Origin of the sequence: Micromonospora mangrovicola (assembly GCF_047200535.1) — a bacterium.
Classification (GTDB): Bacteria; Actinomycetota; Actinomycetes; order Mycobacteriales; family Micromonosporaceae; genus Micromonospora.
The window spans coordinates 1-24,488 of the sequence record NZ_JBJZOG010000027.1 but is presented as its reverse complement, the minus strand read 5'-3'; the positions used below and the strand labels follow the sequence as shown (position 1 = coordinate 24,488).

General features: G+C 73.8%; 22 protein-coding genes and 1 tRNA gene. 13 read left to right on the top strand and 10 right to left on the bottom strand.

Annotation, left to right across the window (positions count from 1 at the left end; all coding sequences use genetic code 11):
• Nucleotides 1-37: 37 nt before the first annotated feature.
• The 7 genes from ACL02O_RS13565 (at nucleotide 38) to ACL02O_RS13535 (ending at nucleotide 7,106) form a co-directional block, all read left to right on the top strand.
• Nucleotides 38-2,245 (top strand): diguanylate cyclase, encoded by a 2,208-nt coding sequence (locus ACL02O_RS13565; RefSeq protein ID WP_412818402.1) that lies wholly within the window; start codon nucleotides 38-40, stop codon nucleotides 2,243-2,245.
• Between the two features lie 9 nt (nucleotides 2,246-2,254).
• The gene (locus ACL02O_RS13560) at nucleotides 2,255-3,208 is read left to right on the top strand and encodes a UTP--glucose-1-phosphate uridylyltransferase (RefSeq protein ID WP_412818401.1); all 954 of its coding nucleotides are present in this window, start codon (nucleotides 2,255-2,257) and stop codon (nucleotides 3,206-3,208) included.
• Nucleotides 3,205-4,518, top strand: a complete 1,314-nt coding sequence (locus tag ACL02O_RS13555; protein ID WP_412818400.1) for a molybdopterin molybdotransferase MoeA — start codon at nucleotides 3,205-3,207, stop codon at nucleotides 4,516-4,518. The genes ACL02O_RS13560 and ACL02O_RS13555 overlap by 4 nt, the downstream gene beginning before the upstream one ends.
• Before the next feature lie 76 nt (nucleotides 4,519-4,594).
• A complete protein-coding gene (locus tag ACL02O_RS13550; protein WP_412818451.1) occupies nucleotides 4,595-5,233 on the top strand; it encodes a GNAT family N-acetyltransferase in 639 nt (212 codons plus the stop codon).
• A gap of 179 nt (nucleotides 5,234-5,412) precedes the next feature.
• Nucleotides 5,413-6,195 (top strand): divisome protein SepX/GlpR, encoded by a 783-nt coding sequence (sepX, locus tag ACL02O_RS13545; RefSeq protein ID WP_412818399.1) that lies wholly within the window; start codon nucleotides 5,413-5,415, stop codon nucleotides 6,193-6,195.
• Nucleotides 6,196-6,294: 99 nt separating this feature from the next.
• Nucleotides 6,295-6,843: a dihydrofolate reductase family protein gene (locus tag ACL02O_RS13540; RefSeq protein ID WP_412818398.1), complete on the top strand. Its 549-nt coding sequence runs from the start codon at nucleotides 6,295-6,297 to the stop codon at nucleotides 6,841-6,843.
• A gap of 189 nt (nucleotides 6,844-7,032) precedes the next feature.
• Nucleotides 7,033-7,106: transfer RNA gene (locus tag ACL02O_RS13535), tRNA-Ala, on the top strand.
• 91 nt (nucleotides 7,107-7,197) lie between these two features.
• Here ACL02O_RS13535 and ACL02O_RS13530 read toward each other — a convergent pair.
• Together ACL02O_RS13530 and ACL02O_RS13525 are read right to left on the bottom strand one after the other, a co-directional pair.
• On the bottom strand, nucleotides 7,198-7,812 hold the full coding sequence (locus tag ACL02O_RS13530) for a DUF6461 domain-containing protein (protein ID WP_412818397.1): 615 nt from the start codon (nucleotides 7,810-7,812) through the stop codon (nucleotides 7,198-7,200).
• Between the two features lie 241 nt (nucleotides 7,813-8,053).
• A complete protein-coding gene (locus ACL02O_RS13525) occupies nucleotides 8,054-8,560 on the bottom strand; it encodes a DUF1775 domain-containing protein (RefSeq protein WP_412818396.1) in 507 nt (168 codons plus the stop codon).
• A gap of 467 nt (nucleotides 8,561-9,027) precedes the next feature.
• Between ACL02O_RS13525 and ACL02O_RS13520 the strand changes: the two genes are divergently transcribed.
• The gene (locus ACL02O_RS13520; RefSeq protein ID WP_412818395.1) at nucleotides 9,028-10,710 is read left to right on the top strand and encodes a hypothetical protein; all 1,683 of its coding nucleotides are present in this window, start codon (nucleotides 9,028-9,030) and stop codon (nucleotides 10,708-10,710) included.
• 78 nt (nucleotides 10,711-10,788) lie between these two features.
• On the opposite strand, the gene ACL02O_RS13515 is transcribed toward ACL02O_RS13520, so the two are convergent.
• Complete coding sequence (locus ACL02O_RS13515) at nucleotides 10,789-10,983, bottom strand: general stress protein CsbD (protein ID WP_412818394.1); 195 nt, start codon at nucleotides 10,981-10,983, stop codon at nucleotides 10,789-10,791.
• A gap of 199 nt (nucleotides 10,984-11,182) precedes the next feature.
• Here ACL02O_RS13515 and ACL02O_RS13510 point away from each other — a divergent pair, with 199 nt between their 5' ends.
• Nucleotides 11,183-11,935, top strand: a complete 753-nt coding sequence (locus ACL02O_RS13510; protein WP_412818393.1) for a DinB family protein — start codon at nucleotides 11,183-11,185, stop codon at nucleotides 11,933-11,935.
• Between the two features lie 324 nt (nucleotides 11,936-12,259).
• Here ACL02O_RS13510 and ACL02O_RS13505 read toward each other — a convergent pair whose 3' ends face one another.
• The gene (locus tag ACL02O_RS13505; RefSeq protein WP_412818392.1) at nucleotides 12,260-13,141 is read right to left on the bottom strand and encodes a LysR family transcriptional regulator; all 882 of its coding nucleotides are present in this window, start codon (nucleotides 13,139-13,141) and stop codon (nucleotides 12,260-12,262) included.
• A gap of 72 nt (nucleotides 13,142-13,213) precedes the next feature.
• Here ACL02O_RS13505 and ACL02O_RS13500 point away from each other — a divergent pair, with 72 nt between their 5' ends.
• Nucleotides 13,214-14,089, top strand: a complete 876-nt coding sequence (locus tag ACL02O_RS13500) for a dihydrodipicolinate synthase family protein (RefSeq protein WP_412818391.1) — start codon at nucleotides 13,214-13,216, stop codon at nucleotides 14,087-14,089.
• A 62-nt stretch (nucleotides 14,090-14,151) separates the two neighbouring features.
• Here ACL02O_RS13500 and ACL02O_RS13495 read toward each other — a convergent pair whose 3' ends face one another.
• Complete coding sequence (locus tag ACL02O_RS13495; protein ID WP_412818390.1) at nucleotides 14,152-15,177, bottom strand: DUF4352 domain-containing protein; 1,026 nt, start codon at nucleotides 15,175-15,177, stop codon at nucleotides 14,152-14,154.
• A gap of 76 nt (nucleotides 15,178-15,253) precedes the next feature.
• On the bottom strand, nucleotides 15,254-15,910 hold the full coding sequence (locus ACL02O_RS13490; RefSeq protein ID WP_412818389.1) for a 4'-phosphopantetheinyl transferase family protein: 657 nt from the start codon (nucleotides 15,908-15,910) through the stop codon (nucleotides 15,254-15,256).
• 97 nt (nucleotides 15,911-16,007) lie between these two features.
• Between ACL02O_RS13490 and ACL02O_RS13485 the strand changes: the two genes are divergently transcribed.
• Nucleotides 16,008-16,277 (top strand): hypothetical protein, encoded by a 270-nt coding sequence (locus tag ACL02O_RS13485; protein ID WP_412818388.1) that lies wholly within the window; start codon nucleotides 16,008-16,010, stop codon nucleotides 16,275-16,277.
• 54 nt (nucleotides 16,278-16,331) lie between these two features.
• Here ACL02O_RS13485 and ACL02O_RS13480 read toward each other — a convergent pair whose 3' ends face one another.
• From ACL02O_RS13480 to ACL02O_RS13470, 3 genes are all read right to left on the bottom strand, one after another.
• Nucleotides 16,332-17,105, bottom strand: a complete 774-nt coding sequence (locus tag ACL02O_RS13480) for a peptidase (RefSeq protein WP_412818387.1) — start codon at nucleotides 17,103-17,105, stop codon at nucleotides 16,332-16,334.
• Nucleotides 17,106-17,107: 2 nt separating this feature from the next.
• The gene (locus ACL02O_RS13475) at nucleotides 17,108-18,382 is read right to left on the bottom strand and encodes a VWA domain-containing protein (RefSeq protein WP_412818386.1); all 1,275 of its coding nucleotides are present in this window, start codon (nucleotides 18,380-18,382) and stop codon (nucleotides 17,108-17,110) included.
• Between the two features lie 429 nt (nucleotides 18,383-18,811).
• Entirely contained in the window at nucleotides 18,812-20,524 is a 1,713-nt protein-coding gene (locus tag ACL02O_RS13470; RefSeq protein ID WP_412818385.1) for a dolichyl-phosphate-mannose--protein mannosyltransferase, read from the bottom strand.
• Between the two features lie 66 nt (nucleotides 20,525-20,590).
• Between ACL02O_RS13470 and rsmI the strand changes: the two genes are divergently transcribed.
• Nucleotides 20,591-21,457 (top strand): 16S rRNA (cytidine(1402)-2'-O)-methyltransferase, encoded by an 867-nt coding sequence (rsmI, locus tag ACL02O_RS13465; RefSeq protein ID WP_412818384.1) that lies wholly within the window; start codon nucleotides 20,591-20,593, stop codon nucleotides 21,455-21,457.
• Nucleotides 21,458-21,554: 97 nt separating this feature from the next.
• Here the strand turns inward: rsmI and ACL02O_RS13460 are convergent, their stop codons facing one another.
• Nucleotides 21,555-22,433, bottom strand: coding sequence for a hypothetical protein (locus ACL02O_RS13460; protein WP_412818383.1), 879 nt, complete (start codon nucleotides 22,431-22,433; stop codon nucleotides 21,555-21,557).
• A 138-nt stretch (nucleotides 22,434-22,571) separates the two neighbouring features.
• Between ACL02O_RS13460 and metG the strand changes: the two genes are divergently transcribed.
• Nucleotides 22,572-24,374 (top strand): methionine--tRNA ligase, encoded by a 1,803-nt coding sequence (metG, locus tag ACL02O_RS13455; protein WP_412818382.1) that lies wholly within the window; start codon nucleotides 22,572-22,574, stop codon nucleotides 24,372-24,374.
• The last annotated feature ends 114 nt before the right edge of the window (nucleotides 24,375-24,488 follow it).

Here is a 24,488-nt window from a genome sequence, read left to right as displayed (position 1 = left end):
CATCGCAACAAGGGGCGCGGAACTTCCGGGGGGAAGCTTGACGCTACGCGGGCGGTTGACGGCAGCCTTCCTCGCGGTGGTGCTCGGCCCCGTCCTGCTCGGTGCGTTCTTCGTCGGTTCGACGATCGCCACCCTCGACCGCAGCCGCTCCACCGAACGGCTGGAGCTGGCCGCCGTCGGGGTGCGTACCTCCGTGGACGCCCTCTGCCAGCAGCTCCGCGCGGCGGCCGACGCCGTCGCACTGGTCACCGACCCGGCCGCCCGGCCCCGCGCGGCCGACCAGGTGGTGGGGCGCGGCCTGGCCGCCGCCGTGCGGGTCACCGACAGCGCCGGCCGGACCAGCTACGCCACTCCCGGCGGCCCGGCCGGACCCTGGCGGGACTGCGCGGGCGACCCGCCGGCCGGCGGCCCGGTCCGGGCGCTCGCCGTGCGGGTCCAGCTCCGCGACCCCGCCGGCGCCGACCTCGGCGCGGTCGCCGCCGCGCAGCCCGTCGACCCGGCCTTCGTCGCCCGGCTCGCCGCGGCGACCGGGGTCGCGGTCACCCTCCTGGACGACACCGCCGGCACCGAGCGGGTCGCCCACAGCACCGAGACCCGAGCGGTACGCGAGGCGGTGCTGGCCGCCGCCGGCACGGTCGACGGGGACCGGGTCATCGAGTCCGAGGGCCGGTACCTCCGCCGGGTCGGCCCGTCCCGGGGGCAGCCGTTGCCGCTGGTCCTCTCCGTCTCCGGGGAACGACCGCCGGGCCTCTACGCCGCCCTGGTCGGCGCGGTCGTGCTGGCCGCGCTGCTGGCCGTCGCGGTCGCCTGGCGGCTGGCCCGGGTGACCACCCGCCCCCTGGTCGAACTCGCCGGGGCGGTGGACCAGGTGACACACGGCGACCTGACCGCCCGGGTGCCGGTCCGCAGCCGGGACGAGATCGGCCGGCTCGCTGACGCGTTCAACCGGATGACCCGGGAGACCGGCAGCTATGTGGTTGCCCTGACCACCAGCCGGGACCAGTTGCGCGGCCACCTCGCGGTGCTCGGCGACACCCTGGCCAGCACCCACGACCTGCAACGCATCCTGCGGGTGATCCTGCACAGCGCGATCGCCGCCACCGGGGCCCGGGCCGGGGCGGTGCTGCTGCTCGACGGGGACGGCGTCCTCGTCGGCCGGTGCCTCGAAGGGCTGGACGGGCGCTGGCCCGCCGACGACCGCGCCGACCCGGCGACGCTGCGGGTGCCGGTCGGCACCGGGGTGGTCGGCGCGGTGGCCGCCACCGGGGAGCCGCGGTCCGGCCGGTGGGATCCGGCACGGGCCCCGACCGGCGAGCCGGCCTGCGAGACGTACGTCGCGGTGCCCTTCGCCGCTCCCGGGGCGGGGGAGCTGGGCGGGCGTGGCCCGGACCGGCCCGGGCATCCGCCGACCGACGGTGACACCGCTCCGGCCGGCTCCGGGGCGCTCGGCGTGCTGGCCCTCTACGACCGGGTGGGGGCCGGGGAGTTCGACGACGACGATCTGGTCACCCTGCGGACCTTCGCCGGGCACGCCGCGGTGGCGGTGGAGAACGTCCGGGTGCACGAGGAGGCGCAGCGGCTGTCGTTGACCGACCCGCTCACCGGGCTGTGGAACTACCGCTACCTGCGCGAGTCGATCCGGCGGGAGGTGGAGCGGGCGAACCGGTTCGGCCGGATGCTCAGCGTCCTGGCCCTCGACCTGGACCGGTTCAAGGACGTCAACGACACCTGGGGGCACGCCGCCGGGGACGCTGTCCTGGTCGAGTTCGCCCGCCGGGTACGCGGCGAGATCCGCGAGATGGACCTGGCCTTCCGGCAGGGCGGCGAGGAGTTCGTGGTGCTGCTGCCGGAGACCGACGCCCGGGGCGCGGCGATCGTCGCCGAGCGGCTCGGCGCGGTGGTTCGGGACCATCCGGTGCCGGTGGTCGGGCACGGCGGGGAGCCGGTCCGGGTGCCGGTGACCGTCTCCATCGGCGTCGCCGTCTATCCCGACCACGCCGCCACCGGCCAGCAGGTCCTCGACGCCGCCGACGACGCCCTCTACGCCGCCAAGGCCGCCGGCCGGGACGGCTACCGGCTGGCCCGGCCTGCGGAGCCGGCCGTCGCCGAGGAGATGCCCGTGGTGGCCGTTACGGTCAGCCCGTCCGACGGAACGCCCCGGGCCGGCGCGCCGGACGCCGCGGGAGCGGGTCAAGGCGGCGCGTCTTCCGGTCCTCACCCGCCGCGGCAGAGCCGTGGCCGATAGTCTCGCGACATGTCGGAGCACTCAGCGAACCCCTCAGCGGCCGCCGCGACCGGTCGCTCCCGGGCGGTCAAGGCCGTCATTCCGGCCGCTGGCCTGGCCACCCGGTTCCTGCCGGCCACCAAGGCGGTCCCGAAGGAACTGCTGCCGGTCGTCGACCGGCCGGTCCTGCAGTACATCGTCGAAGAGGCCACCCAGGCCGGCCTCAACGACGTGCTGCTGATCACCGGACGTGGCAAGACGGCCATGGTGGACCACTTCGACCGCCGACCTGACCTTGAGGAGCGGCTGGCGAGCAAGCCCGAGCTGCTGGCCGCCGTCAAGCGCACCGAGGACCTAGCCGAGATCTACACCTGCCGGCAACCCGAGCAGCTCGGCCTCGGCCACGCCGTCGGGTACGCCGAGGCGCACGTCGGCGACGCGCCCTTCGCGGTGCTGCTCGGCGACGAGTTCGTCAGGCCGTCCGAGCCGCTGCTGCCGGCGATGCTGGAACTGCAGGCCCGCACCGGCGGCGTCGTGCTCGCCTTCTTCGAGGTCGACCCGGCCGAGACCACCCGGTACGGCATCGCCTCAGTCGAGCCGGCCGAGTCGGAGCTGACCGGCATCGGCGACGTCGTCAAGGTCACCGGCATGGTGGAGAAGCCGAAGCCGGAGGACGCGCCGAGCAACCTGGCCGTCCTCGGCCGGTACGTGCTGCCCGGGCGGATCTTCGACGCGATCAAGCGGACGAAGCCGGGCAGCGGCGGCGAGATCCAGCTGACCGACGCGATGGAGCTGCTGCGTACCGAGGGGGTGCCGGTGCACGCCATCGTCTACCGGGGCACCCGCTACGACACCGGCATGCCGCTCGGCTACCTGCAGACCGTGGTTCAGATCGCCTGCGAGCGCGAGGACCTCGGCGCCGAGTTCCGCAAGTGGCTGACCGAGTTCGTCAACTCCGACGCGTCGGGCGGTCCCAATACATGACCGCGACGGCCGACGCCGAGGCGGCCGCGAACGGGTTGACGCCGCTCGCCGACTACCTGGGCAGCGTGCTGCGCAGGTTACGCGCGCTGCCTCCGCTCGACCTCGACCTCACCCAGGCGTACGGCAACGTCCTCGCCGAGGACGTGGTCGCGCCGCACTCGTTCCCCGCCTTCGACCAGGCGGCGGTGGACGGGTACGCCGCGCGCTGGGAGGACATCTCCGGAGGGAGCCGGGGGCCGGGCTACGTCCCGGCCCCCTCCGGTATTCCCGGTGGCCGCAGCATCCGGCTGAACGTCGTCGGCGACCTGGGCGCGGCGAGCTGGCGACCGGTCCGGCTCACCCCCGGCTCCTGCTTCTCCGTGGCCGCGGGCGCGCCGCTGCCCATCGGCGCCGACGTGGTGGTGCCGGTGGAGTGGACCGACCAGGGCATGGCCGCGGTGGAGATCTTCCGCGCCCCCAAGCGTGGGTACGGCGTCCGCCGGGCCGGTGAGGAGCTGCCCGCCGGCACCCTGCTCGCCCGCGCCGGCACGTACGTCTCGCCCGCCCTGGTCGCCGTCTTCGCCGCCACCGGCATCGGGCACGTGGTGGTCCGGCCCAGCCCGCGGGTGGTCATCGTGGCCACCGGCGACGAGCTGGTCGACGTCGGCCGGGGCAGCCAGCCCGGCCAGGTGGTGGACACCAACTCGCACGCGCTGACCGCCGCCGCGGCCGAGGCGGGTGCGCTCGCGTACCGGGTGGGGATCTGCGACGACGACCCGGAGGGGCTGCGCGGCCTGCTGGAGGACCAGACCCTGCGGGCCGACCTGATCATCACCACCGGCGGCACCGGCACCGGCCCCGGCGACATGGTCCGCCGGATCCTGTCCCGTCGGGAGGGTGGCCGCGCCGGACCGGTGACCTTCACAGAGGTGGCCCTCTATCCCGGAACGGCCCTCGGATTCGGTACGGTCGGCGCCGAGGAGGTGCCGGTGGTGTGTCTTCCAGGTGAGCCCGGCGCGGCGCTGATCGGCTTCGAGGTGCTGGCCCGTCCGGCCATTCAACTGCTGGCCGGTGCCGAGCCGGTGTTCCGGCCCAGCGTCCGCGCGCACCTGCTGGAGACGGTCTCGTCCCCGACCGGGCTGCGCGAGTTCCGTCCGGCGCACGTGGCCGAGCGACGCGGCGGCGGGTACACCGTCCAGCCGCTCGCCGGCGGCCCGTTCACCCTCTCCGGCCTGGCCGAGGCGAACGGCCTGCTGGTCCTCGGCGAGCGGGTCACCACCGCCGCCGCCGGTTCGACCGTGGACGTGCTCCTGCTGGACCGGCGTCGGTGAGCGCGAGGGCCGAGCGGTCCGGGGCGGCCCGCCCGGGACGCGGCCGCGCAGTCGCGGACGGAAGGACGACCCGGTGATGTTCCGGCGGCCGCCCGGCTGGCCGGCGGTGCTGGTGGACGGTCCGGTGGTGCTGCGGCCGTACCGGCGCTCCGACGCGACGGCCTGGTCGGAGATCCGGCGCGCCAACCGGGCCTGGCTGTCCCCATGGGAGTCCTACCTGCCCGGGAGCTGGGACGAGCTGAACTCGCCGTCCGCGTTCCGGTACGTCCACGCCGACCAGCGGCGCTCGGCGCGTACCGGTGAGGGCATGCCGTTCGCCGTCTGCCTGCGCGAGGACGGGCGGGAGCAACTGGTCGGGCACCTCAACGTGGGCAGCATCGTCCGCCGGGCGTTCTGCTCCGGGTACGTCGGGTACTGGGTGGACTCCAGGGTGGCCGGTCGCGGGGTGATCCCCACCGCGGTGGCCCTCGCCGTGGACCACGCCTTCGGCCCCGGCGGGCTGCACCGGATCGAGGTGAACATCCGGCCGGAGAATGCGCCGTCCCGCCGCGTCGTGGAGAAGCTCGGCTTCCGCGAGGAGGCCTACCACGTCCGCTACATGCACATCGACGGTGCCTGGCGCGACCACATCGGATACGCGATGACCAGCGAGGAAGTGGCCGCCGAGGGCGGCCTTCTGGCGCGATGGCACCGCGTGCGTGACAGTCGAGGGTGAACCGTCCCGCCCGCCACGCCCGGCGCGGCTTCCGGGGAACCGGGTCGGCGGCCCGTAACCTCAAGTAACTGCAAGCTGTGGCAAGCGCTGCGGGGACCGCAAGATCTGCGCCATGAACGACGGGCGACGGAACAAGTTGCGGCCAGGCGGCGCTCGCCCCGAATTCGGTGACGGGAGGGGTGAGGGTGCCGACCTCGGTGCTCCTCGCCGTCCTCGCCGCCGCCGGCCTGCTCGCCCTCGCGCCGGCGCTGGTTCGTCGGTACGACGCCACCGAGCGGCTGGTGGCGGAGCGGGCGCAGTCGACGGCGCGGGTGCTCCAGCGCCGCCGTCGGCGGCGCACCGTGCCCGGGCGGCGGCCGCTGCACCCGCCCCGCTCCCTCACCATCACCCTAAGTGAAGACATCGATACGGGGAGTCTGGCCCCGCCGGTCTCCGCGCCTCCGGCGCGCCGCCGCTCGGGCCGGCTCCAGCCCGTCCCGGCCGCCCCGGGCAAGTCCCGCCGACGGCACCCCCCGAGGCGCCGCCACACCCCGGCGATCTACCGCCGCCGCCGGGTGCTCGCCGCGCTGCTGCTGCTCAACTTCGTCGAGCTGATCGGCGTGGTGCTGGTCAGCCCCGGGTTCTGGATCAGCGTCTCGGTCACCGGCACACTGCTCGTGGCGTACGTCGTACACCTCCGGCAGCGGGCCCTGACCGAACGCCGGCGGCGGCGTGCGGAGGCCCGGGAGGCCGCCTGGCTGGCCGCCCGCCAAGCCGAGGTGCGCCGCGAGCAGGCCCGGCGCGCCGCGGCCCGGCGGGAGGCGCAGCGGCGGCTGGCCGCCCAGCGCGAGGCGGTCCGGCGTACCGCGATGGGCCTGGACCGGCCGGCGGACCTGCCGTCCGCGGCGAGCGGCGGCTCGGTCTCCTACCGCCGGTCTGGTGGCCTACGCGGCCGGCCCTACCAGTCCGGCCGCGGCGCCTGAAATTCGCTGCCGCGGGCTGTCGAATCCGGGCGGCGCCGTTCGACGGATTGGTGAAGGCCGGCGCAGGGCCGGCCGCCACCGACGCACAGGGAGCGCATCATGGCCAGGATCGTGTCGAACTTCTTCATCTCGCTCGACGGTGTCGTGGAACGGCCCGACCAGTGGCACTTCCCCTACTTCGACGACGAGATGGGCGCCGCCGTCGGCCACGGGGTGGAGCGGGCGACGGCGTTCCTGATGGGGCGCCGGCAGTACCAGGAGTGGGTGGAGTACTGGCCAAACCACGCCGGGGGCTTCGACTCCGACTTCGCGACATTCATCAACTCGGTGCCGAAGTACGTCCTGTCGAACACGCTCACCGAAGCGACCTGGCAGAACACCACCCTGCTCTCCGGCGACTCCGTCGCGGCGCGGCTACGGGAGATCAAGGAACAGCACGACGGCGAGATCGCCATGTCGGGCAGCACCACCACCGTCCGGTGGCTGCTGGCCAACGGCCTGCTGGACGAGCTGCGGCTGCTGGTGCACCCGATCGCCGTGGGGAGCGGCCAGCGGCTCTTCGAGGAGATGCCCACCTACCCGCTGCGCCTGGTGAGCCACGAGACGTTCAAGAGCGGCGTCCTCAACCTCGCCTACGTTCCCGCCTGACCGTCTTGGCCGGTGGCGGCGGGCAGCGGTTTGGAGATTTTGGTAGGTTTCGGCCCTCCTGGGGGCCTTCTCCTGCCAAGATCTCCACATCCCGTGGGTCGGTTCGCGTGGGAGGGACCGGACCTGTTAGCCTTGTCGCCGGCCCGCCCGGTGCATGCCGGGTGGGACCGACGCTGGTACGCCAGCGGAGGGGCTGTGGCGCAGACCGGTAGCGCACCTCGTTCGCATCGAGGGGGTCAGGGGTTCAAATCCCCTCAGCTCCACCCAGTTGAGAGGCCGTTTTCCGTGTAGGGGACGGCCTTTTTCGCCCTGTACGGCAGCTCGACCCAGGGCCAAACCAAGCCACGACTCTGTTCACCCGCCGGGTGCGGGGGCGGTGCCGCAGATGTATGTCGCGGTTTCCAGCAGCTCCGGCGTGAGTCGGACTCCGGTCAGGTGCTCCGCGAGGGCGAACGCCGCCTCGGTGTGCAGCTCGTAGCTGGCGTCGTCATCCTCGCTGAGATCGAAACCCACCTGCCGCATCACCTCCACCAGGCCGTCGGGGTCGCTTCCGTCCCGGCTCGTCGGGAACAGCGGCTCGAAGTGCAGGCGAAGGTCCCCGTCATCAAGCCAGAAGAAGTGATCGACCGCGTTGACGTTGCGGAAGTGGGACACGAGCCGGGTGCCCTTCGAGAGCGGAATGATCGCCTTGTCGAGGGTGCCGAGGTAGCCGTTGGGTTCGACGACGAGTACCCACTCACCGATTGCGGTCACGGCGACGAACATCCGGTCGCTCTCATGCTCCTCCCACGCCTGGTGCGCGGGATCGAGCAGTGCCTCGGCACCAGTGACGCGGCACTGGTATCTTGCGCCCAGCCGGTCCAGCAGCCCCGCAGGCGTCAGCCCTTTGACGAGGGTCAAGCAGTATGCCTCCGCCAGGCCGGGAAGGCGATCGGAGAACCAGGTGTAGTCCGAGGCTGTCGCACCCATGTCCGGATCTTCGCAGGGGCCACCGACACCGCTGGGCCTTTCCACCCTCGGGGCACCGGTTCCGGCGAGGTCCACTCAGGATGTCGATCGCGCGCCACGGGTCCGGACCGCCTCCAGGTGAGGAGGCGGTGTACCTGATGGGCAGCGCCCGGGGACGCCGGCCCGGACCGGATGGCGGACGCCATCCGGTCCCGGACGCCGATCTTGGTGCCCCTGATCGGCGGCCCGGCCGCCGGTCGCGCTACCAGGCCGTGTTGATCACGTACGGGGCCGGGTTCGGGACGCTGTGCCACTCCTCGATGCCGGGCGGAATCTGCACCCAGTCGCTCTCGCCGACCTCGCACTCCTGCACGGTCGGGAACCACAGCACCTCGGGCGCCGTCCGGTCGATCAGGAAGCCCAGACCGTAGAGCTGGACGTCGTGGTCGGGCAGCGGGCCGCCGACCCACGCCACCTCGGTGATGCGGCCGAAGCCGACGCCGCTGCCGTACTCCCGGGTCACCTGGACGGTCCAGCCGGGCACGGGATCCGGGGTGACGAGGTGCACGCCCTCGGGAATCTGCACCCGTACGGCGGTCGTCGGCGAGCCGGCGCACCCGTGCCCGACCCGGAAGGCGGTGTGGAAGAACATCGTGTCCGCGGTGTTGGGCGTGGTCACCACGTGCGCGCTGGCCGGCACCGCCGCGACCCCGACCGCCACGGCGGCGGCCACCAGCACGACACCGGCACGTCGCATCAGTTTGATCACTCGTCTCCTCCAGACGCTCTGGATGCTCGTCGCCGTCGACCCGTCGGCTCCCGGCCCGGCACCGGACCTCAGGATGGTGGGGGTCCAGGGCGGTGTCTTCGCGCAGATTGCTGCTTTGGGTCGGGCTGGCGGTGACCGGTCGCCGCGGTGCCGGCCCGCCGGTGCCGGCTGTTTCCGTGGCGCTGCCGGAAGTGCCTCTACCAGCAGGAACGGGGCCGCCATCGACTCGGCCGCAGCCGATGTGACCCCCGCGACCGGCGGGGTCCGCGACCCCAGAAGCAGCCCGGCCGCACCACGATGCGGCCGCGTTCCCGGCTAGGGGGCGGGGGTCGGGTCCGGCAGCCACCCCGAGGTGGGTGGACGGTCGGTGGCTCCCCCGGCGACTTAGAAGATCTTCGGTCGGCTTCCCCTCACGCCGGCCGCCCCCTACGCTCGTCTCGATCTTGTTCAACGGGGGGAGGCGGGACGTGCGGAAGTTCATCGCGCGCCTGATGGTCGCGGCGCTCGGTGCCGCCTGCGGCGTCGTGTCGCCGCTGGGTGCCGGGGCGGCGTACGCCGACGGCGCGACCGGGCTCGGCATCGAGACGTACGCGGAGATGATGGTCGACTCGGCCCACGGTCACCTGTTCTTCAGCCTCGGGCGCCAGCGGTCGGGTGTCCGGGTGACGGATCTGTCCGGCGGCGCGCAGCGGACCATCCCGGACCTGCCGGGCGCCAGCGGCATGGCGTTGAGTGTGGACGGCTCGAAGCTCTACGTGGCCCTCGCCGACGCGGGCGCGGTCGCCGCGATCGACACCACCACGCTGGCCGAGACGCAGCGTTGGAGCATCGGCGCCGGCAGCTGCCCGACCTGGCTGACGCCGGCGGGCGGGAAGCTCTACCTCGGGTACGGATGCCAGTCCGCAAAGGGCAAGCTGGGATCGCTCGACCTGCGCGGGGCGACGCCGGTGCTCGCCCTGGACCTGCCGCTCGCCGGCACGTACTACTACCCGCCGCTGCTCCGCAGCACGCCGGCCAGCCCGAACCTGCTGCTCCTGGTCAACCGCTCCAGCGTCTCCTTTCCGATCTCGGGCGAACCCAGCCTGTACGACGTCTCGTCCGGCACGCCGTCGCAGGTGGCGTCGCTGGCGGGAGAGACCTGCACCGGTCTGCACAACGCCGCGCTGACGGCCGACCGGGTGATCCTGGGCTGCTCCTACCTGTGGGACCCGCAGACGAGTTCCCGCCTGGTGGCCACCGAGCATGTGGCGTACTCGACGACGGACCTGTCGCCGGCCGGTACCTATCCTTCGGGAAGCTGGGCGACCGCCGTGACGACGTCCCCGGACGGCGCGTTCGTGGTCCTCGGCGCGAGCGAGAGCGGCACGATCCACGTCGAGCGGCCGGACGGGACCCTGGTCCGGCGGTACGTCCTCCCACCAGGCAGCCACCTCGACCGGCAGGGGCTCGCCGTCAGCGCCGACAGCCGCACGCTCTACGTCGTCAGCACCGATCCGGACGGGAAGAACCCCGCCCTGCGTCGACTGAGCGACTTCGGCACCGGCGGAACCTCGCTCCTGCTGTCCGCGCCGCCGACGAGCACCCGTACCGCGCCGCTCACCGTCAGCGGCACGTTGACGTTCCCCGACGGGACCGGGCCGTCGACGCTGCGGGTGGTGCAGCAGGACCTTCTCGGCAGCCGCCCGTTGCCCGAGGTCAGCACCGCTGCGAACGGGACGTTCTCCTTCTCCGACGCGCCGCAGGTCGGTGGGGCCAACACCTACACGGTGACGTTCCCCGGCGACACCACGCGCCCGGGGGCGAGCCAGTCGGTCACCGTGCAGGTCTCGCTCCCCGGCACCACGCCGACCGCCAGGACGACGGTGACCCCCCGGGCGTCGGTCCACCGCAGCAGCACGGGGACGGCCTACCTGGGCCCGACCTACGACAACCAGGACGCCTGCTCGTCCGCCCAGCCGGGTGACGCCGCCCTCCCGACGGACAGCTGCGGCCCGGTCGACGCGTACGGCGAGCTGACCGCGACCTTCCCGACCGACGAGGAGGCCACGTTCAGCGCGAACTCCGCCGGCGGCCACCGCGAGGCGCCCGCCGAGGATCCGGTACGTACGTACGGGTTCCCGGTGGACCTCGGGGTGTTCCGGGGCTACTGACGACCTGAGGGCGGGGCCCGGCCGGGACCGACGATGGTCAGCCCCGACCGGGCCCGGATGTGTCGACGTGGCGGACGGTCAGGTGGTGAAGTCGTCCCGGGCGTCCCGGGCGTCCTTCTGGACGTGCTCGCCCGGCTGTTCGCCCCGGATCTCGTCCAACTGCATCACCTGTTCCGCCTCGGCCCGTTCGGCCCGGGTCATGTCGCCCATCCGCGCCCGGGCCGGCCCGGCCACCTCTTCGAGTTCGTCCTTGGTCCGCTCGGTGGAACTCATGTCGCCTCCTGCCGTCTCAGGCGATCGGGATACCGCTCCTGACCCGCGTCCCCACCGTGCACGGGGAGAAACCCGTCACCCGCGCAGGGCCGCCGCCAGCAGTTCGTACGTCGCCTCGTCGAAGGCGACCGGGCCGACCTGCTCGACGTTCGTCGGCGCAGCCGATCCAACTGTCGGCGGTCGCGCGCACAATGACGCGATGGCCGGGACGTACGAGCACACCGACGACTTCCGTGACGCCCGGTTCACCGACGTCGACCTGGCCGGCGCGCGGTTCCTGGCCTGCGACCTGAGCGGGGTCAGGATCCGCGGCGCGGCGCTCGTCGACGTCCGGATCTCCGGCGACCTCGACCGGCTCGTCGTCAACGACGTCGACGTCACCGCGTACGTGGCAGCCGAGCTGGACCGGCGGCACCCGGAGCGGGTGCGGGTGCGGCGGATGAGCACCGCCGACGACCACCGCGCGACGTGCCCGGCGATCGAGCGGCGCTGGGCGGAGACGGTGGCCCGCGCCGAGCGGCTGCCCGAGACGGCCCGGCACGAGCGGGTCGACGAGGAATGGTCCTTCGTGGAGACCCTGCGGCACCTCGTGTTCGCCACCGACCTCTGGGCCAGGCACATGATCGTCGGCGATCCGGAGCCGTACCACCGGCTCGCCCTGCCGCCCACCGACTATCCGGCCGAGGACGAGGCCGCGCTCGACCTCGACCGGGACGCCCGCCCCTCGTACGCGGCGGTGCTGGCGGTGCGCGCCGGGCGGATGGCGCTGGTGCGCGGCATCGTGGACCGGCTCACCGACGAAGAACTGGACCGGATCTGCCCGGGCCCGCTGCCGGCCGCCTGGGAGGAGTCGCCGCAGCCGGTCGGCGAGTGCCTGCGGGTGATCATGCAGGAGGAGATCGAGCACCGCCGTTACGCCGAACGTGACCTGGCGGTACTGGCGGCGCGGTAACGGCGGCCGCCGGCGGCGTTGAATCGCTGCGACATCAGGTTCGTAGCCGCCCGAGAGACCCTTGGTCCGGGCGACGACGAGAACCGACTCAGGCCGGATGGTCACGGCGGAAGGCTGCCGCCGTCGCGGCGCGGATACACCGCCCACCGGGCCCTGGCAAGCCCGGTTGCCGAAAGTCGCAACGGATGCCGGAGCCGGCTCGCTTGTGCGCCAGAGTCACTGCGAAGGTGTGCCGGCCAACTGGGACCACGGCTACACCTCGAAGGTCTGCTGATCCGCCCCCGCGCGGCTGCCGGTGCCTGGGGGCGGCAGCCGCGCGGGGGCTCAGCCGCGGTCGTGGGCGGCGGCGCGCAGCGCCGCGACGCAGGCCGCCACCGCCGGGTGGTCACCCGCCCCCTTCCGGTACGCGATCCGGGTGCGTCGCCGCAGGTCGAGCGGGACGAGCCGGACCCCGTCCGGCGGCCGGCCGGCGGCGAGCTCCGGGACCAGCGCGACGCCCTGGCCGGCGGCGACCAGGGCGAGCATCGCGGTGAAGTCGTCGGCGTGGTGCCGGACGGTCGGCGGGTAGCCGGCGAGCCGGCAGGCGTGCAGCGCCACCGTGTGGCAGAGGGTGCCGGGGCTGCCCAGGATCCAGTCCGCGTCCCGCACGTCCGACAGCGTCCGGCCCGCCACGGCGGCCGGCAGGGCCAGGTAGACGATCTCCTCCAGCAGTGGCGTGGAGTCGAGCGCGGGATCGGGGGCGGTCGGCACCACGTCGTAGTCGTGCGCGAGGGCCACGTCCAGGCGGCGGTCGCGCAGCGCGTCCGGCACGTCGACCGGGTCCAGTTCGGTGACCATCAGGTCCAGCGCGGGGTGGTCGCGGGCCAGCGCGACCAGGGCCGGCGGCAGCAGGGTACGCACCGCGCTCGGGTACGCCCCGATGCGTACCGTGCCGGTCAGGCCACCCCGGGCGGCGGCGAGGGTGGCGTCGGCGGCCTCCAGCGCGGCGAGGACCACCTCGGTGTGCCGGACCAGCGCCTCGCCGGTGGGGGTGAGGGTGACCCGGCGGCCGGCCCGTTCCAGGAGGCTCACGCCGGCCTCCCGTTGGAGGGCGGCGAGCTGCTGGGAGACGGCCGACGGGGTGTAGGTGTGCGCCTCGGCGACGGCGGCGATGGTGCCGAGCCGGGCCAGGTCCCGCAGCAGCCGCAGGCGGCGAACGTCGAGCATGCAGTTGAGCTTACGTATTCGTTCAGCAATCGGAACTGGTCCTAACGGGTCCGGTGGGCGCAGCCTGGAGGCATGACGCTGCACGGGTTGTACGTACCGCTGATCACGCCCTTCGACGAGCGGGGCGGGGTGGCCCGCGACGGTCTCGCCGCCCTCGCCCACGAGGTGCTCGACGCCGGGGCCGCCGGCCTGGTCGCGCTGGGCACCACCGCCGAGCCGCACGCCCTCGGCGAGCGGGAACGCCGGGCGGTGCTCGACGTGGTCGCCGGGGTCTGCCGGGAACGCCGGGCCGCGCTCCTGGTCGGCGCGCACACCGCCGAGGCGTTGCGGGAGCTGGGGGATGACGAGGCCATGGCCGCGCTCTGCCTGGTGCCGCCGTTCCTGCGGCCGGGCGAGGAGGCGGTGCTGGCCCACTTCGCCCGGCTGGCCGAGGCGTCCCCGGTGCCGCTGGTCGTCTACCACGTGCCGTACCGGACCGGGCAGGAGCTGTCCGCGGAGGCGCTGCGCCGGCTGGCCGAGCTGCCCGGGGTGGCCGGGATCAAGCACGCGGTGGGCGGGATCGACGCGGACACCATCGCCCTCCTAGCCGACGTACCCCCCGGCTTCGCCGTGCTCGGCGGCGACGACGCGTACGTCTCGCCGCTGCTGGCCCTCGGCGCACACGGCGGCATCCTGGCCTCGGCGCACGTCGCCACGGCCGACTACGCCGCGCTGGTCGCGGCCTGGCGGGCCGGGGAGGTGGCCCGCGCCCGGCCGCTCGGTCACCGGCTCGCCACCCTCTCCCGGGCGCTCTTCGCCGAGCCCAACCCGGCGGTGATCAAGGCGGTGCTGCACGCCCGGGGTCGGATCCCGACGCCGGCGGTCCGCCCACCCCTGCTGCCCGCCACGCCGGCCGCCACCGCGCGTGCCCTCCGGTACGCGGACGAGTTCGCCGCGGTCCCGGCGTGAAAGATCACCGCGCGCTGGTCCGGGACCTGGTGCGCCGGATCGCCGTCGCGGGGTGGCTCGGCTCAGGGCTTCCAGGAGCCGGCGGGCCGGAAGTTGTGCTGGTACTCGACCACGCCGTTCGTGTCCTTCACATCGAGGACGAGCTGGCCGGTGCGCTTGGTGCCGGCCCGCAGGTTGTTGCCCGAGCTGAGCAGCTTGCCGCAGCCGGAGAACGCGCCGGAGATGCCGCTCTCCTCGCTGCCGTCCGCGCCCTTCCAGCGGAAGTAGAACGGGTTGATCGAGCCGGTGCCCTTGGTGACCTCGGCGGTCACGTCGGCGATCAGGAACATGCCCTTCTTCGGCCCGGGCATGAACTCCTGGCAGGCGTCCTTCTTGGTGCGGAAGTTGCTGAGCGTGATCTCGACGGTGCCGTCGTCGTCGTTGATGATCAGCGTGTCGCCCGGCTTCATGTTGAAGGTCTCGCCGTCGGTCGGGCGGGTTTCCGGCGTCGCGTCGGACTCGACGGGGGTGGGGGTGTCGAACGGGTCGGCGGTGGCCGCCGTTGTGGGCAGGCTGTCGATCGCCTCCTGCGCCTTCTTGCCCCCGCTGTAGACGGCGAAGACGCCGCCGCCGCAGCAGAGCAGCAGCAGGACCAGCGCCCCGACGCCCAGCCCGATCCAGAGGCCCTTGTTGGACTTCTTGACCGGCGGCGCGCCGAACGGCTGGCCCGGCGCGGGCGGGTACGCCCCCGGCGCCGGCGGGAACTGTCCGGGCGGCGGGTACGGCGCGCCGGGGGCCGGCGGCTGCGGCGGGTACCCGCCACCCGGGGCGGCCGGCGGCGGGTACGGCACACCGGAGGTCGGCGGCTGCGGCGGGTACGGGGCCCCAGAGGTCGGCGGCAGCGGCGCGAACGGATCCGGCTGGGTCGGCGGCTGCGGCGGGTACGGCGCGCCCGACGTCGGCGGCGGCGCGTAGGGGTCAGCCGGCGGCGGCGCGTACGGGTTGCCGGGCACTGGAGGCATCGGCGCGGTGGGGAACGGCTGCGTCGGCGGTTCCTGGGGCTGCTGGTTCGGGTCCTGCGATCCGAACGGAGGCTGAGGGTGGCTCACCGTACTCCTTGGGCGCCTTCGAAGATCTTCAGTCGGAACGACGGTACAAGCTGCCGCCAAGCTGACCGCGTGGCCCTCACTCCCGTACCAGAACGGCGGCGCTGCGCACCAGATCGGCGTCGACGGCGAACCGGCCGTCGATCGATGCCGGACAATCGGCCACCGGTGCGGAGTGGAGCCGGGCGGGCGCGATCCGGGCGGTGAACGTGCCCGCGTCGGGGTCGAGGGTCACCCGCGCGTCGTGGAAGTCCAGCCAGGCCCCGACGATCGGCCACCAGACCTTGTAGACGGTCTCCTTGACGCTGAACAGCACGGTCGGCCAGGGAATCCCGGCGGGCAGCCGGGTCAGCTCCGACTCCTCCTCGGGCAGGCAGACCTTCCGGCGTACGCCCGGGCTGAGGGCCCGGTGGCGCTCGGCGTCCATGCCGACGGAGCGCAGCTCGGTGGCGCGGGCGGCGGCCGCCGCGCAGTAGTCCCGGGTGTGGGTGATGGTGCCGACCACGCCCGCCGGCCAGGCCGGGGAGCGGTCGGGCGCCGAGGGCACCGGCGAGGGCGGCAGGCCGAGCCCGGTCAGCGCCCGGCGGGCGCACGCCCGGCCCGCGGTGAAGTCACGGCGCCGCCCGGGTGTCGCCCGGTCGCCCAGACACGCATGCTCGGCGGGGAGCAGCTCGCCGGACCAGTCGTCGGGGCCGGCCACCGCCACCGCGACCGCCGGCGGCAGGAGATCACGCACGGAGGTGAACGTACCGCAACGACGTAACGCCGGAGAGTTTCGGGGCGCTTCAGGGGGATACGGGGGTTCGGTCCGTCCACAGGCGAGAGGGAGTGCGATGACGCGTGGTGCCGAGGCGATGGAACCGCGGCCGGACGAGCACGCTCCGGTCACTCCGGACTGGACCTGCGGTTCCTGCGGCCAGGACTGGCCCTGCGCCACGAAGCGCAGCCGCCTGCTGGACGAGTACCAGGCGGATCGGGCCTCGCTGAGCGTCTACCTCGGCTCCTGCCTGGCCGCCGCCTCCGACGACCTGCGCTCCGCGCCGACCGCCATGCTCCAGGACCGGTTCATCGGCTGGGTGCCGCGGCGTCCGCGTACCGCCTGATCGTGGCCGTCGGTGGCCGCCGCGCTCGGGTTCGCGGCGGCCACCGACGGCGGGTCAGGGCCGGCGGGGTCGCCGGGTGAGGGCGAAACCGACCACGCCTGCCACGGCGGCGAGCACGCCGCCGACCGTGGTCCAGACCCAGCGCGAGCCGGCCTCCGGCAGCCAGGCGGTGAGGTCGGTCCGCTCCTCGGCGACCGGCTCCGGCGTCGGTTCGGCGGTGAGCACCGTCCCGGCTCGGGTGTTCGGCACCAGGGGTGCCGCCAGCCGGCCGTCGTCGCCCGACGTGCCACCCTCGCCGTCCGCGTCGACCAGCAGGTCCACGTCGATCGGCAGGCCCAGGTCCGACTCGGGCAGGTCGGTCACCGAGAGCCGGACGTAGTAGGTGCCGGGCAGCGGGTCACCCGACCAGGGCTCGGCCCAGGGGCGTACCCGGCGGAGCGTGCAGCCCAGAGCGACGCTGGTCGCCGAGGCGTCGGCGGTGGGGGTCTGCGCCCCGGCGGTGCACGCCTGCCGGCGGCGCAGCCCGTCGAAGACGTCCACCGTCCAGGTCGACGCGCCGGTGCGGCCCTTCGGGAACGAGACCGCCGCGGCGATCTCGTGTACCTGACCGGCCTCGGCACGGAACGACCAGTAGAGGTGGTCACCCGTCGAGGCGCCCACCCGCACCGGCTGCCCGGCGGTGATGGCGGTGGCGGTCAGGAACGAGGTGCCGGCCTTGGTGACCGTGGCCGCGCCCGGCGACGGGGTGGGTGCGGCCGAGGCGGCCCCCGGGGCGAGGGCGAGCCCGGTGGCGGCCAGTGCCGCGGCGGAGCGGATCAGCGTACGCATCCTCAGTTCTCCCTCCAGGTGGCGACCCACCAGCGGGTGAGCAGCCCGGCGACCAGCCCGGTGACCAGCCCGGCCAGGGTGAGCAGGAGCAGCAGGGCCCAGCCGCGGCCGAGATCCGGCCCGTCCGGGGCGGGGGACGCGGCGACCACGTCGACCGTCAGCTCCACGGGCAGGCCCGGGGTGGCCTCGGTACCCGGCCGGGCGGCGAAGGCGTTGCTGACCACCAGGCAGACGGTCTGCGCGGTCACCGTGCCACTCGGGGTGGGCTCGGGAGTCTCCTCCGTCCCCGACCAGCGCAGGCCGGCGGAGATCACGTCGGTGCGCCCGCTGCCGGCGTCGACGCCCCGCACGAGTTCCCGCCCGTCCGGCGCGGTGGCCCGCAGCAGCACCCCGTAGTCGGGATTGACCGGTCGGTCCAGCGCGATGCTGACCGAGGCCCGCAGCTCCTGGCCGGGGCGGACCGGCACCCGGTACCAGCGGTGCTCGGAGAACGCCTCCCGGTCGGTGTAGACGCCCGGGCCGAGCAGCGGCGCGTTGCCGCACTCGGCTGATCCGCCGACCACGGTCGGGGCGGCGGTGTAGGTGTCCCGGGCCCGGTCGACGAGCTGCTTGATCCGGCCGGTCAGCTCGTCGGCGCTCTGCGCCGCCGTGTACGTGCCGCCGGTCGCCCCGGCGATGCAGAGCAGCTGCCGGCGTACCTTCTCGTCGGGGGCGAGGCCGAGGGTGTCGACGACCAGCTTGGTGCCCTGCGCGGCCAGTTCCCGGGCCACCTCGCAGGGGTCGGGTGGGGCGCAGGTGTCCTCGCCGTCGGTGATCAGCACGATCCGGCGCGCGGTGCTGCCCGTGCCGAGGTCCTGGGCCGCCGAACGCAGCGCCAGCCCGACCGGGGTGAATCCGGTCGGCCGCAGCGTGGCGACCGCCGCCTTGGCCTGGGTCCGGTCCACCGTCCCGACCGGCACGATCTGCTGGGTGTCCAGGCAACCCTGCTTCTTGTCCTTGCCCCGGTAGGTGGCGCCCAGCACCCGGATGCCGAGCTGGGTCTCGTCCGGCAGCGCGTCCACGACCTCGTTGAACGCCTGCTGTGCGACGGAGATCCGGCTGCGTCCGTCGATGTCCTGGGCCCGCATCGAGCCGCTCACGTCGAGGACGAGCTCCACCTTGGGTGGTTCGGCGGGTGGTTCGGCGGTTTCGTCGGCCCGGACGGGGGTGGGACCGATCAGCGCGGTCGTCGCCAACAGTCCGAGAAGGACGGCTGTCGATCGTCTCTTGTTGATCACCGGGCGAAGTGTAGTGAGATCCACTTTGGAAGATCATCCGGGTGGGGTCCCGGCGGCCAGATCGAAGTCACCCGATGCGTTGGCGGCGTGATCAGGGGCTGCGTTCCGGGTGCCGGTCCGCCCGCGGAATCGTAAAGAGTTCGCAATGTCTCGGCGGCGTAACCCACCGTTATCTGCAAGGTGTAAACCATTTGTGGGGTGGTGCATTCGTCGGAAATCTGACCCAAGGCCACCCGTTGTGCGAGTGCGAGAGTGTGGTTAAGCTCTTCTTGCGCGCCCCAATCGCCCGCTTCCCCCGTGGCAGGCGATCGGGGCGCGCTTTTTCGTGCCCGCCGGCCGGCCGCGGATGCGCCCCGCCTGCCCCTTCCGCCAAGCAGTGCGGCCCGGTGGACGTGCCACCGGGCCGCGACGTGCGGTTCCGGGCGCGGGTCAGATCCAGCGCCCGTCCAGCCACATCCGGGCGGACCAGTCCGCGTACGTCATCAGCCGGCCCACGAAGATCGGGTAGAAGTAGCCGAAGCAGAGGGCGACCAGCAGCACGTACGCGCCGACGATGATCCCGCCCACCAGCCGCCGGTCGGAGACGTCCTGCTCGCTCGGCGGCGGTGCCGCCGTGCCGGTGACCGGTGCGGGCGTGACGATCGCCCCGAGCACGTAGACCACCGCCAGCACCAGGAACGGCACCGCCGGCGCGGCGTAGAAGGAGAACATCGTCCGGTTGTCGAGGGCGAACCAGAACCACGGCAGCAGGCCGGCGGCCACGCTGAGCAGGATGGCCCCGGCCCGCCAGTCCCGCCGGGCCAACCCCAGCCAGGCCGTCACGGCCAGCGCGGGCAGGAACGACCACCACAGCAGCGGGGTGCCCAGCAGCAGCACCTCCGAGGCGCAACTCGGCGCGCCGCAGTTGCCGTCGCCAGACCAGTAGAAGGCGACCGGGCGGCCCAGCAGCAGCCACTGCCACGGCCAGGACTGGTACTTGTGCGGATCGTCGAGCTGGGTGTGGAAGCCGTACGCGGCCCTGTGGTACTCCCACAGGTTGATCAGCGCGCCGATGACCGGGGTGTCGCTCAGCCCCGGGGTGTTCGGGTACCGGCTGGCCAGCCGGTAGTAGCCGTCGTCGCTGAGCAGCCAACCCGACCAGGTGGCGACATAGGTGCCGACCATCAGCACCCCGGCCAGCAGCAGCCAGGGCAGCTCGTCGAGCAGGGCGTCCCGCCACGGGTGGCGTACCCCGGCGGACCGGCGGACGCCGACCTCCCAGAAGATCACCAACAGCGCGAAGGCCGGTACGAAGTACAGCCCGCTCCACTTCACCGCGCAGGCGCAGCCGAGCAGGACCCCGGCGGCCAGCCGCCACCACGGCCAGTCCCGCCAGGTCGACGGGGGCCGGCCGGCCCGGCCCGGCACCGACGGGTCGAGCCCGGCGTCCAGCGCCCGCGACCAGCGGCGGCGTCGGGCGTCCCGGTCGAGGACCAGCGCACCGAACGCGGCCAGCACGAACAGCAGCAGGAAGATGTCGAGCAGCGCGGTGCGGGAGAGCACCAGGTGGAAGCCGTCCAGGGCGAGCAGCAGGCCGGCCGCGCAGCCCAGCGTGGTGGACCGGAACATCCGCCGGCCGATCCGCACCAGCATCAGCACCGACAGGGTGCCCGCGATGGCCGCCGCGAACCGCCAGCCGAACTCGGGGGCGGTGGTCGTCAGGTGCCCCGGCACGGAGATCTTCAGCTCCGCGTCCTGGTAGCCGAAGGCCCACTCGCCGAGCCCGATGAGCCACTTGCCCAGCGGCGGATGCACCACGTACGACGGGCCGCCGTCCTTGTAGTTCCACTCGACGCCGCGGTCGATCAGCCCGTACGCGTCCCGGGCGTAGTAGATCTCGTCGAAGATCTTGCCCGGCGGGCCGCTGAGGCCGACGAAGCGCAGGATCGCCGCGATCGCCACGACGACCGTGGTGGCCAGCCAGGCGTGCCCGTCGAGGCGGGCGTCGACCGTGGCGAGCCGCCGGCGGACGACGGCCGGAACCCCGCCCGCGCCGGTGGTCACGGTCCCGGCGCCCTGGTCGGCGGTGGTCTGGTCGGCGGTCGTCCGGTCCGATCCGGCCCGACCCGCGCTCGCGCTCTGTGCTGTCGACGCACTCGTCACCCGGCGATCGTAGGCTGCGAAGGTGCCCGGTGGCGCCTGTCGTCCCCGAGATTGGTACCGCTGTCGATGAAGGAGCGCACTGGAGTGGGTGAAATGTCCGAGGTCGGACGCCTCGTGTTGCTCGGCGCCCCGCTGGGCAACCCGGCCGACGCCTCGACCCGGTTCCGCGAGGTGCTCGCCACCGCCGACGTGGTCGCCGCCGAGGACACCCGGCGGCTCACCCGGCTGGCCCGGGACCTGGACGTCACCGTGCCCGGCCGGATCGTCTCCTACTTCGAGGGCAACGAGGAGCGGCGTACCCCGGAACTGGTCGACGTGCTCGCCGCCGGGTACACGATCGCCCTGGTCACCGACGGTGGCATGCCCAGCGTCTCCGACCCCGGCTACCGGCTGGTCCGGGCCGCGATCGACGCCGGGCTCCCGGTCACCGCGGCTCCCGGGCCGAGCGCGGTGACCACCGCGCTGGCGCTCTCCGGGCTGCCCTGCGACCGGTTCTGCTTCGAGGGCTTCCTGCCCCGCACACCCGGCGCCCGGCGGTCCCGACTACGCGCCCTCGCCGCCGAGGAACGCACCCTGGTGCTGTTCGAGGCGCCGCACCGGATCGCCGGTGCGCTGGCCGACCTGGCCGCCACCTTCGGCCCGGACCGGCCCGCCGCGCTCTGCCGCGAGCTGACCAAGACCTACGAGGAGGTGGTCCGTCGGCCGCTGGGCGAGCTGGCCGAGTGGGCCGCCGAGGGGGACCCCCGGGGCGAGATCACCCTGGTCGTGGCCGGCGCGCCGCCGGCCGCCGCGACCCGGCCCGACGACGACACGCTGCGCGCCGCAGTGGCCGAGCGGGAGGCGGCCGGGCTGTCCCGCCGCGACGCCGTCACCGAGGTCGCCACCGAGTACGGGCTACGCCGCCGTGAGGTGTACGGGGTCGTGCACGCCTGACGTGCGTCGCCACCTCGTCGGCCTGGCGGGCTTCGGCGCCCCGGGACGCCGCCCACCTGGCCGACCTGGCGTGCGCGGGCGACCCCGGCGGGCCGGATCACCAGGCGGCGGCCAGGAAGCCGGCGGTGATCAGCAGTGGGCCGCCCAGCGCCGCCCCCACCGCCCAGCGCCGGTGCCGGGGGTCCGGCAGCCGGGTGGCGCCGGTCCACCGGGCGATCCCGGCGGCGCAGGCCGCCACCAGCAGCAGGCCGAGCAGCCAGCGGAGGTGCCCGCCGGCGCCGGTGTCCGCGTACGCGATGCCGCCGTCCGGCCCGGTCATCCGGGCCGGCAGCGCGGTGCCGGTGGCACTGCGCTCGGCCGGCACCCCGCTCACCCGTACGCCGTGCGCGACGAAACGCTCCGCGTCGGCGACGAAGACGCCCCGGCAGCGCTGGGTCAGGCCGCCGCCCGAACAGTCCGCGATCAGCACGGTCCCGTTCGTCGAGTGCCCCACCGCCAGCCAGAGCGGCCCCGCGCTGACCCAGGCGAAGAAGGCCGCCAACAGGCTCAACGTCATCAGCGCGGCCAGCCCGCGCAGCGGATCCGGCGGGTGGCCGCGCCGGGTCCGGGCCCGCCGGCACGCCGGGGTCGGTGACCGGTCCGCCTTGCGGGGTTGCTGCCGCAGCGGGGCGCCGTCCCAGTGCACCTTCTCGATCGGCGCCCAGAAGACCTCGCCGCCGCCGTCCGGCGGGCCGGCGGGGGAGGGCAGCCGCCAGCGGGTTTGCCGGACCGGCACCCGGCGGGGCACCGCGTCCACCGGCGTCCCGGTGGTCGGCTCCACCTCGACCGGTGGGCCCTCCGGGTCCAGCCGGGGCTGCGGGGCGACCGAGCCGCCGCGCGTCGCGCCCGGGTGGGCCGCAACGCCAGCCTCGCCGGTCGCCGCGGCGGGGGGCCCGTCCTGGCCCGGTGCCGCTCGTCTGCTGGTCACGCCGTTCATTTCACACCGGTAGGCGGAGCCGGCCGGGCAGCTCAAGCCGCGTGTCGGCGACAAATCGGACGGGCCGTCGGGAGCGGGTCGTGGGACGCGCCCTATTGGTTCGCGGGCGGCCCGAGGCAATCACTAGGCTTGACGCTCATGAGTCACGTTCTCGCCGCGGTCGCCTGGCCCTACGCCAACGGCCCGCGCCACATCGGCCACGTATCCGGATTCGGCGTTCCCTCCGACGTCTTCGCCCGGTACATGCGGATGGCCGGTCACGACGTGCTCATGGTCTCGGGCACCGACGAGCACGGCACGCCGATCCAGGTGCAGGCCGACGCCGAGGGGGTCACCCCGCGCGAGTTGGCCGACCGGTACAACCGGGTGATCGCCGAGGACCTGCGCGCGCTCGGGCTGTCGTACGACCTGTTCACCCGCACCACCACCCGCAACCACTACGCGGTGGTGCAGGAACTGTTCCAGGGGCTCCACCGCAACGGCTACATCGTCCCCAAGGTCACCACCGGGGCGATCTCCCCGTCCACCGGGCGTACCCTGCCCGACCGCTACATCGAGGGCACCTGCCCGATCTGCGGCTACGACAGCGCCCGCGGCGACCAGTGCGACAACTGCGGCAACCAGCTCGACCCGATCGACCTGATCAACCCCAAGTCGAAGATCAACGGGGAGACGCCGGAGTTCGTCGAGACCGAGCACTTCTTCCTGGACCTGCCCGCCCTGGCCGACGCGCTGCGGCAGTGGCTGGACACCCGGGAGGGTTGGCGGCCCAACGTGCTGCGGTTCTCCAGGAACCTCCTGGACGACCTCCAGCCCCGGGCCATCACCCGGGACCTGGAGTGGGGCGTGCCGATCCCGCTGGACGGCTGGCGCGACCGGCCCGACAAGCGGATCTACGTCTGGTTCGACGCGGTCATCGGCTACCTGTCCGCGTCCATCGAGTGGGCCCGCCGCACCGGCGACCCGGACGCGTGGCGCAAGTGGTGGTCGGCCGACGCCGAGGGGAAGGACGCCCGCAGCTACTACTTCATGGGCAAGGACAACATCGTCTTCCACTCGGTGATCTGGCCGGCGCTGCTCGGCGGCTACTCCGGCGAGGGCTCCCGGGACGGCGAGCCGGGCGAGCTGGGTCGGCTCAACCTGCCCACCGAGGTCGTCTCCAGCGAATACCTGACCATGGAGGGGCGGAAGTTCTCCTCCTCCCGCAAGGTCGTGATCTACGTCCGGGACTTCCTGGCGCGGTACGACGCCGACGCGCTGCGCTACTTCATCGCGGTCGCCGGCCCGGAGAGCAACGACACCGACTTCACCTGGGCCGAGTTCCTCCGCCGCAACAACGACGAGCTGGTCGCCGGCTGGGGCAACCTGGTCAACCGCTCCGTCTCGATGGCGGCGAAGAACTTCGGCGCGATCCCGCCGGTCGACCCGGCCGGGCTCACCGAGGCCGACGAGGCGCTGCTCGCCACCGCGAAGGCCGGCTTCGCCGCCGTCGGTGACCTGATCGCCAAGCACCGGCAGAAGCAGGCCATCGGCGAGGCGATGCGGGTGGTCGCCGAGGCCAACAAGTACCTGTCGGAGCAGGCCCCCTGGAAGCTCAAGGGCGAGGACGACAAGCCCCGGATGGGCACCATCCTGCACGTCGCCCTCCAGGTGGTCAGCGACGCCAACACCCTGCTCACCCCGTTCCTGCCGCACTCCGCGCAGAAGATCCACGAGCTGCTCGGCGGCACCGGCGTACACGCGCCGATGCCGGTGATCGAGGAGGTCGAGGACCTCGACGGCGGGCCGGCGTACCCGGTGCTGACCGGCGACTACACGGTCGGCGCGCGCTGGGAGTCCGTACCCCTGGAGGTGGGCCGGCCGCTCGCGGCGCCGAAGCCGGTGTTCCGCAAGCTCGACCCGTCGATCGTCGACGAGGAGCTGGCCCGGCTGGCCGGCTGAGCCCGACGCACGCCGCGGGGGGCCCAAGGGGAGGCCCCGGGGGCGCCCCGCCCCCCACGGTTCGGGGCGGGGCAGCGAAGGGGTGTCGACGGACTTCCATGTCTTCCTTGTTGG

What these genes read in the sequence shown, in the direction of transcription:
- ACL02O_RS13485 (WP_412818388.1), top strand. Translation starts at nt 16,008, where the DNA reads ATGACGCGTGGTGCCGAGGCGATGGAACCGCGGCCGGACGAGCACGCT.
- ACL02O_RS13500 (WP_412818391.1), top strand. Translation starts at nt 13,214, where the DNA reads ATGACGCTGCACGGGTTGTACGTACCGCTGATCACGCCCTTCGACGAG.
- ACL02O_RS13505 (WP_412818392.1), bottom strand. Translation starts at nt 13,141, where the DNA reads ATGCTCGACGTTCGCCGCCTGCGGCTGCTGCGGGACCTGGCCCGGCTC.
- ACL02O_RS13515 (WP_412818394.1), bottom strand. Translation starts at nt 10,983, where the DNA reads ATGAGTTCCACCGAGCGGACCAAGGACGAACTCGAAGAGGTGGCCGGG.
- ACL02O_RS13555 (WP_412818400.1), top strand. Translation starts at nt 3,205, where the DNA reads ATGACCGCGACGGCCGACGCCGAGGCGGCCGCGAACGGGTTGACGCCG.
- ACL02O_RS13540 (WP_412818398.1), top strand. Translation starts at nt 6,295, where the DNA reads ATGGCCAGGATCGTGTCGAACTTCTTCATCTCGCTCGACGGTGTCGTG.
- ACL02O_RS13530 (WP_412818397.1), bottom strand. Translation starts at nt 7,812, where the DNA reads ATGGGTGCGACAGCCTCGGACTACACCTGGTTCTCCGATCGCCTTCCC.
- ACL02O_RS13480 (WP_412818387.1), bottom strand. Translation starts at nt 17,105, where the DNA reads ATGCGTACGCTGATCCGCTCCGCCGCGGCACTGGCCGCCACCGGGCTC.
- metG (WP_412818382.1), top strand. Translation starts at nt 22,572, where the DNA reads ATGAGTCACGTTCTCGCCGCGGTCGCCTGGCCCTACGCCAACGGCCCG.
- ACL02O_RS13560 (WP_412818401.1), top strand. Translation starts at nt 2,255, where the DNA reads ATGTCGGAGCACTCAGCGAACCCCTCAGCGGCCGCCGCGACCGGTCGC.
- rsmI (WP_412818384.1), top strand. Translation starts at nt 20,591, where the DNA reads ATGAAGGAGCGCACTGGAGTGGGTGAAATGTCCGAGGTCGGACGCCTC.
- ACL02O_RS13550 (WP_412818451.1), top strand. Translation starts at nt 4,595, where the DNA reads ATGTTCCGGCGGCCGCCCGGCTGGCCGGCGGTGCTGGTGGACGGTCCG.
- ACL02O_RS13510 (WP_412818393.1), top strand. Translation starts at nt 11,183, where the DNA reads ATGGCCGGGACGTACGAGCACACCGACGACTTCCGTGACGCCCGGTTC.
- ACL02O_RS13460 (WP_412818383.1), bottom strand. Translation starts at nt 22,433, where the DNA reads ATGAACGGCGTGACCAGCAGACGAGCGGCACCGGGCCAGGACGGGCCC.